The organism is Kitasatospora sp. NPDC058170 (assembly GCF_042883905.1).
Taxonomy (GTDB): domain Bacteria; phylum Actinomycetota; class Actinomycetes; order Streptomycetales; family Streptomycetaceae; genus Kitasatospora.
Genome location: NZ_JBHVUV010000019.1, coordinates 191346 through 198477, shown reverse-complemented (window position 1 = coordinate 198477; position 7132 = coordinate 191346). Strand labels below are relative to the sequence as shown.

Annotated in this window: 5 protein-coding genes and 1 pseudogene; 2 read left to right on the top strand and 4 right to left on the bottom strand. The window is 74.9% G+C overall.

Going from position 1 to position 7132, the window contains the following annotated elements; translation table 11 throughout:
* A pseudogene (locus ACFVVX_RS22575) lies at nt 1–584 on the bottom strand (urease subunit alpha); the annotation flags it as partial.
* A 97-nt stretch (nt 585–681) separates the two neighbouring features.
* Nucleotides 682–1392: an urease subunit gamma gene (locus ACFVVX_RS22570; protein WP_387948264.1), complete on the bottom strand. Its 711-nt coding sequence runs from the start codon at nt 1390–1392 to the stop codon at nt 682–684.
* A gap of 522 nt (nt 1393–1914) precedes the next feature.
* On the opposite strand from ACFVVX_RS22570, the gene ACFVVX_RS22565 reads away from it, so the two are divergent.
* Together ACFVVX_RS22565 and ACFVVX_RS22560 are read left to right on the top strand one after the other, a co-directional pair.
* Nucleotides 1915–2457 (top strand): ATP-binding protein, encoded by a 543-nt coding sequence (locus tag ACFVVX_RS22565; protein ID WP_387948262.1) that lies wholly within the window; start codon nt 1915–1917, stop codon nt 2455–2457.
* Between the two features lie 293 nt (nt 2458–2750).
* Nucleotides 2751–5000: a SpoIIE family protein phosphatase gene (locus tag ACFVVX_RS22560; protein WP_387948260.1), complete on the top strand. Its 2250-nt coding sequence runs from the start codon at nt 2751–2753 to the stop codon at nt 4998–5000.
* Nucleotides 5001–5046: 46 nt separating this feature from the next.
* Here ACFVVX_RS22560 and ACFVVX_RS22555 read toward each other — a convergent pair whose 3' ends face one another.
* Together ACFVVX_RS22555 and ACFVVX_RS22550 are read right to left on the bottom strand one after the other, a co-directional pair.
* Nucleotides 5047–6066 (bottom strand): DUF2637 domain-containing protein, encoded by a 1020-nt coding sequence (locus ACFVVX_RS22555; protein ID WP_387948258.1) that lies wholly within the window; start codon nt 6064–6066, stop codon nt 5047–5049.
* A 201-nt stretch (nt 6067–6267) separates the two neighbouring features.
* Entirely contained in the window at nt 6268–7110 is an 843-nt protein-coding gene (locus ACFVVX_RS22550) for a (2Fe-2S)-binding protein (RefSeq protein ID WP_387948256.1), read from the bottom strand.
* Nucleotides 7111–7132: the final 22 nt, after the last annotated feature.

Here is a 7132-nt window from a genome sequence, read left to right as displayed (position 1 = left end):
GAGCCGCGGCCGAGGAAGCCGATGTTGACCGGCCAGGCGTCGAAGGCGTTGAAGGCGTGCCGCAGCGCCCACGGCGAGTTGACCCCCACCCCCCAGACCGGGCCGAACTCCTGGCCGATGATCGTGGTGACGCCGGAGGCCAGCGAGGCCTCCATGATCCGCGGCGAGAGCAGGTGGACGTGGGTGTCGATCGCGCCGGCGGTGGCGATCATGCCCTCGCCGGAGACGATGGTGGTGCCGGTGCCGACGACCACGTCCACGCCGTCCAGGGTGTCCGGGTTGCCGGCCCGGCCGATCGAGGCGATCCGGCCGTCGATCAGGCCGATCGAGGTCTTCCGGATGCCCTGGACGGCGTCGATCACCAGCACGTTGCTGATCACCACGTCGCAGGTGTCGCGGACGGCGGCCGCCTTGAGGTGCAGGCCGTCGCGGGCGGTCTTGCCGAAACCGGCCAGGAACTCCTCGCCCGGCGTCTGCGAGTCCGACTCGACCCGGACGATCAGCCCGCTGTCGCCCAGCCGGATCCGGTCGCCGGCCCGCGGGCCGTGCACGGCGATGTAGTCGTGGGGGGTGATGGAGGTCATGCCCCGGCCTCGCTTCGCTTGCCGGACCGGGTCCGGGTGGCGGTCATGGTCAACTGCTCTCCCCCGGCCTTCGGCCGGCGGCACTCCCGTCGCTCGCTCATGACTCCACCTCGGCGTCGTCGAAGTCGGTCAGGTAGCCGGTCGCGCGGGCCTTGGCCAGCGCGGCCTCCTTGGCGCCGGGCGCGTCCAGCGGGCCGTCCACCAGGCCGGCGAAGCCGATCGCGACGCGCTCGCCGGCGATCGGGACGAGGCCGACCTCGACGGTGGCGCCGGGGTCGAAGCGCACCGAGGAGCCGGCCGGGACCGCCAGGTGGGTGCCGTAGGCGGCGGCCCGGTCGAAGGCCAGCCGGGGGTTGGACTCGAAGAAGTGGAAGTGCGAGGTGACCGAGATCGGTACCTCGGAGGTGTTGTGGACGAGCAGGACGACCGTCTCCTCGATCGGGTCGTAGCCCTTGCCGTCGCCGATCAGCGCGCCCCCGGGGGCGTCGTCACCGAGCGAGCCGGCGCCCTTGAAGGGGTCGTTGACCACGGCCAGCCGGGTGCCGTCGTCGAAGACCGCCTCGACCTGGACGACGGTGACCACGTCCGGCACGCCGGGCAGGACGTCGTCGGCGGTCAGCACGCTGCGGCCGGCCTCGATGGCCTCGGCGAGGCGCCGGCCGTCGCGGGCGGCCTCGCACACGGTGTCCGCGATCAGGGCGTGCGCCTCGGGGATGTTGAGGCGTACGCCCCGGGCGCGGCGGGCGCGGGCCAGCTCGGCTGCTGTGAAGATCAGCAGCCGGTCCCGCTCGGTGGGGGTCAGTCGCACGGTTCCTCGCTCGCGGTCGCCGGGGTGAGGGGGAGGGTGGTGAAGTTAGAACGGCGTTCAAACATCTCGGGCCATTGAACCCGGACCCGGCCGCCCTGTCCAGCGTTGCCCGCATGGTGGCGTTCCGCTCGCCGGATGCCCCGCCCGGGTCCGCCGGGGGTCTGCCGGGGGTCTGCCGGGGTCCGCCTTGGTCCGGCGGGGCTCGCCGGGGGCCGCAGAGGTCTGCGGGGGCCGTCGGGGCCTGTTGGGCCCGTTGGGGGCGGTGGGGCCGCTGGGGCGGGGCGGTGGAGGGACGGGGGAGCGGACAAGGCTCGAAAGGGCCCGTACGCATCGCAAACCTGTCCGGCGCGGGCAGTTGGATCACGCGGGCCGTCCCGTGCCCCTTTCACCTCTGGTGATCGCACGCACACTGTTGCAAACGCTGTCAGCTGGGCATGAGGATGAGTGGTCAGAACGAGGGGGCTGCCCGGCCGGCGGGGGATCCGTGGCGGGTGCCCGGATCGAGGGCGGGGGCATGTGTTGATGGACGGTCAGGCGCGATTCCCGCGGCAGCGGACGAGTTCGGGGGACGCATTCCGACCCAGGGCCCAGGGTGGCGCGGCGGGCGCGGCCGGTGTCGCCGGTGCGGAGGGCGCCCCCGGCGGGTCGCTGCCGGGCGCACCGGCGCCGGGCTGCGCCCTGCACCGCAGACTGCACCTGGCGCTGGACCCGGCCGACCTGGTCGCGGTGGGTGCCGTGCGTCGGCGGCTCCGCTCGGCGCTGAGCCACTGGGGGGTGCCCGAGCTGTCCGACACGGCCGAGCTGCTCTCCTCCGAGCTGGTCACCAACGCCCTGCTGCACACCGATCACGGCGCGGTGTTCGACGCGGTGCTCGGTGCCGACCTGAGGCTGCGGATCGAGGTCCAGGACGGCGCCAGCAGGCTGCCGGGCCGCCGCCGCGATCCGGACGCCGAGTACGCCACCTCGGGGCGCGGGCTGCTGCTGGTCGAGGCGCTGGCGGACGCCTGGGGGGTGCAGCTGCGCGGGGACGGCAAGGTCACCTGGTTCGAGCTCGCCCCCTCCTGAGCCCGCGCCCCCGCCGGACCTCGGGTCCGCCCCGGGGTGAATTGGTCGTTCGCCACCGAACGACACGCTGAAAGGAAGGCCGGGGGGAAGATTTCCGGGCCGATGCCATTGCCGCTCGGCCGAACATTGGCCAGGATGGTGGGAATGTGTGTCCACGTGCGGGAAGCAGCGGGGAAACCTCACCTCGACTGACCACCGTCCGTCGGCACCATCCGATCCAGCACCACCCAAACACCGCCTTGCGGCCCGCCCGGACGGTCGGCGCGGCCCGCCACGGCAGCGGCAGGAGCAGCATGCCCACTGAGCCCGAGTCACCGGGGCCGGCGCTTCCTCCCGGCCAGTCCACGGCCGGGTCGGGGCGGGGGAGACCACCCGCCCAGGCGGTGCGCAGGCACGCGCTGCGGACGGCGCCCGGGCTGGCCGCCGGCCGGCTGGCGCCGATGCTCTCCGGCGGACTGCCGGTCTCCTCCGGGGACTCCACCCCGGACTGGCTGGAGCCCGCGATGGCCGCCAACGGCATCGGCTCCTTCGACTGGGACATCCGGCGCGACGTGCTGGAGGGCGACCAGCGGGCCTGCGCCATCGTCGGCCTGGACCGGCTGGACCAGGGCCGCTTCGACCGCACCTCCGCCTCCTTCCTGGCCCTGCTGCACCCCGAGGACGCGCCGGTGGTGCGCCGCCGGGTCGAGCGCGCGGTGACCGAGCTCGGTCAGTGCGGTGCCTACTACCGGACGGTCGGCCCGGGCGGGACGATGAAGGCGGTGCGCTTCCGCGGCCGGGTGCTGGCGGACGCCTTCGGCCGGGCCTCCCGGATGGTCGGCTTCGTCTGGGACGCCACCGTCGAGCTGCACAAGCGCGACCGCGCCGACCGGATGGCCCTGCTGCGCGAGGAGCGCTCCCGGTTCATCAAGGAGGCCGCCCGCGCGCTCTCCGAGGCCGTCACCGTCCGCGACGTCGCCCGGGTCTTCACCGAGCTGCCGCTGCCCGGCCTGCCGCCGGACGGCCTGGTCCTGGCCGCCTTCGAGGCCGGCCGGGTGCAGATCCTCGGCGCCTCCGGCTACCGGCCGGAGGAGCTCTCGTTCTGGGACCGCTCGGTCCTGCCCGCCACCCACCCGGCGGCCGAGGCACTGAAGAACCGCGCGCCGGTCTTCATCCCCAGCCGCGAGGAGTTCCGCGAGCGCCACCCGGAGGTGTGGGAGCCGACCAGCCGCACCGGCCGCAGCTCCTGGGCCTTCCTGCCGCTGGTGGCCAGCGGCCGGGCGATCGGCGTCTGCCTGGTCAGCTTCGACGACGACCGCCAGCTGGACGCCGACGAGCGCACCCTGCTCTCCACCCTGGGCGGCCTGGTCGCGCAGTCCCTGGCCCGGGCCCGGCTGCACGACGCCGAGCACGAGCTGGCGGCCGGCCTGCAGCGGGTGATGCTGCCGCGCACCGTGCCGTCCGTCCCCGGGGTCACCACCGCCGTCCGCTACCTGGCGGCCGGCTCCGGCCTGCAGATCGGCGGCGACTGGTACGACGTCGTCCCGCTGCCCGGCGGGCACGTCGGGCTGGTGATCGGCGACGTCCAGGGCCATGACGTGCACGCCGCCGGGATCATGGGCCAGCTGCGGATCGCGCTGCGCGCCTACGCGGCCGAGGGCCACCCGCCGGCCGCGGTGATGGCCCGGGCCTCCCGCTTCCTCGCGGACCTGGACACCGACCACTTCGCCACCTGTACCTACGCCGAGGTCAACGTCGACTACGGCGTGGTCTACGCCGTCCGGGCCGGCCACCTCGACCCGATGGTCCGGCGGGCGGACGGCACCGCCGCCGTGGTGCCGGTCGCCGGCGGGCTGCCGCTGGGCATCGCCCCCGACGAGGAGTACCGGGTCACCCGGTTCAGCCTGGACCCGGGCGAGACGGTGGTGCTCTGCACCGACGGCCTGGTCGAGGCGCGCGGCATGGACCTCGACGACGGCATCGCCCGGCTCACCCGGGTGCTGGCCGGCCCGGCCGAGACCCGCCACGAGGGCGGCCGGGACCCGCTGGAGGAGCTCGCCGACCGGATCGCCTCCCAGGCCGCGGACTCCAGCGAGCGCGAGGACGACATAGCGCTGCTGCTGCTGCGCTGGGACGGCCCGGCGGGCGGCCTGGCCGCCCAGCAGCTGCGCCGCCGGATCGGCCAGGCCGACCTCGCCCGGATCTCCGAGGTGCGGGCCGAGCTGCGCGACGCGCTGCGCCGCTGGGGTGTCGCCGAGCTGGTGGACACCGCCGAGCTGCTCGCCTCCGAGCTGGTCACCAACGCCATCCGGCACACCGACCGGGACGCCATGTTCACCGCCCGGCTCTACCGGGAGTCGACGACCGACGGCGGCCGGGCCCGGCTGAGGGTCGAGGTGGAGGACGAGTCGGACCTCTGGCCGACCCGCCGGACCCCGGGGGAGCAGGCCTCCTCCGGGCGCGGGCTGATGCTGGTCGAGGCGCTGGCGGACGGCTGGGGCGTGGAGCCGCGGGGCTCGGGCAAGCGGATGTGGTTCGAGCTCACCGCCACGCCGGCGGCCTGAGCGCCCGGAGGGTTCCGGTCGCCCGGGCCGCCCGGGCGACCGGCGCTCAGCCGAACTGCTGCTCCAGGTCCTTCAGCTTGCGCTCCAGCGAGTCCAGCCGGGGCAGCGCCACGGTGTCCTCCTCCATCGTGAGGTCGATGGTGCGCCGCTCCGGACGGGCCGGCAGGCCGGGCTGCACGACCGCGCCCTCGGCGGGTTCCACGGCGGGCCGGTCCGCCGTGGAACCGGCTATCGCGGACTCCGAGCCGGACTCCAGCTGCCGGGCGCTGCCGCGCTGGCGCCAGACGCTGTTGGTCCGGTTGATGGCCCGGATCTCGGCCCGCTCGCGCCGGCCGGCGAGTCTGCGCCGCTCGCGGTCGGCGACCTTCTCCCGCTTGTCCTCGCGGACCTCGTCGACCGCCTCGTCCAGGCTGCGCACGCCCTCCAGGAGCATCAGCGACCAGGCCGCGTAGGTCTCGCGGGGGGCGCGCATCCAGCGGACGATGCGGATCTGCGGCAGCGGCCGGGGGACGAGGCCCTGCTCGCGCAGGGCGGCCCGGCGGGTCTGCTTGAGCGCCCGGTCGAACAGCACGGCCGCCGAGAGGGACATCCCCGCGAAGAACTGCGGGGCGCCGGCGTGGCCGAAGCCGCGCGGGGCGTGCACCCAGTTGAACCAGGCCGAGGCGCCGGCGAACAGCCAGACCAGCAGGCGCGAACCGAGCGCGGCGTCGCCGTGGCTGGCCTCGCGGACGGCGAGCACCGAGCAGAACATCGCCGCGCCGTCCAGGCCGAACGGCACCAGGTACTCCCACCCCCCGGAGAGGCTGAGGTTCTGCACCCCGAAGCCGACCAGGCCGTGGAAGGAGAGCGCGGCCGCGACGGCGGCGCAGCAGAACAGCAGCGTGTACGAGGCCCCGCCGTACAGGGATTCCTTGCGGCGGCGGCGCTCCTCGGAGCGCTCCCAGGAATCCGCGCCGCCGGAGGGCGAGGATCCCCGCGTCCGGGCCAGGGCCACCAGCAGAGCGCTGACCAGCAGCGCCGCAACGCCGGTGACGGCCCAACCCAGCGGTATGTCGGACAATTTCATCGCCTGGACCAGCCTCGCTTTCCTGCGTCGTGATGGCGGGGACCATCATGGCGGATGCTCGGCCGGGGAATGGCTGATTCGCCGTCAATGCGCTGAGTAGGAGGATTTCTGACGAGGGAGCAATCGCATCGTCGTATTTAATAAGGGTGGCTATTTCCCGGAATTCCGGGCTTTCCACGCCCCGTTCCGCACCGGATTCGGTCAACCCCGCGTGACGCGCGGGCAGCCGCCGCACATGGTCTCGGGCCGGACGGTGTACACGAGACAGCAGCTGGCCCGCGCGCGCCCGGTGCCCGAGGCATCGGGCGTGTCGAGGGTGAAGCCCGCGCCCGGCGTGAGCGGCGCGCAGTCCGGCGCGAACAGGGCGGACAGCTCGGCGCGTGCCCGGTCCTCCTCGCCGAGCAGCCCGGCGACGTACCAGAGGCCCTCGACCGCGGCATCCGTGGCCATCGCCCACAGGGTGCGCGTGCCGCGCCGCACCTCGGGGCGGAAGGCGGCCAGCACCGGCGTCAGGTACCCGGTCAGCGCGGCCCGCAGCCGCGCCTCCAGCCCGGCCTCGTCGGGCACCGCCCGGGCGCCGGGCAGGCCGGCGGCCGGATCGTCGGGCAGGCAGGCGAAGGCGTCCGGCAGCACGGTCAGCTCGCCGGTGCGGCGGCGCACCGACACCGCCTCGGGGCTCAGCAGCGGCACCCGGCGCTCCAGGAACCACGGCAGGGTGAACAGCAGGGCGGTGGACCAGCAGTAGCGGTGCAGGCCGAAGCCGGCCGCGACGTCCGGTCGCAGCGGCCGCCCGTACTGGGCCAGGCCCTGCCGGGCGTCGTGGGCGATCAGCTCGCGCAGGGCGTCCGGGTCGGTCAGCAGCGCGGCGCCGGGGATCCAGCCGTCACCGCTGCGCGGCGGGGCGCACCGCACCCGCAGGGCGGGGAACAGCTCGCCGATCCGGCGATAGCTCGCGGTGCAGGGCGTGGGGGCGGCGGCGGGTGCGGTGGCGGCGGGGACGGCGGCGGGCGGCGCGGGGCCGGGCCGGGTGCTGCTCACGGTCATGGTGCGGGCCCCATCGGGTCGA

Coding starts and splice junctions, on each gene's coding strand:
- ACFVVX_RS22550 (WP_387948256.1), bottom strand. CDS start 7,110: ATGACCGTGAGCAGCACCCGGCCCGGCCCCGCGCCGCCCGCCGCCGTC.
- ACFVVX_RS22565 (WP_387948262.1), top strand. CDS start 1,915: ATGGACGGTCAGGCGCGATTCCCGCGGCAGCGGACGAGTTCGGGGGAC.
- ACFVVX_RS22560 (WP_387948260.1), top strand. CDS start 2,751: ATGCCCACTGAGCCCGAGTCACCGGGGCCGGCGCTTCCTCCCGGCCAG.
- ACFVVX_RS22555 (WP_387948258.1), bottom strand. CDS start 6,066: ATGAAATTGTCCGACATACCGCTGGGTTGGGCCGTCACCGGCGTTGCG.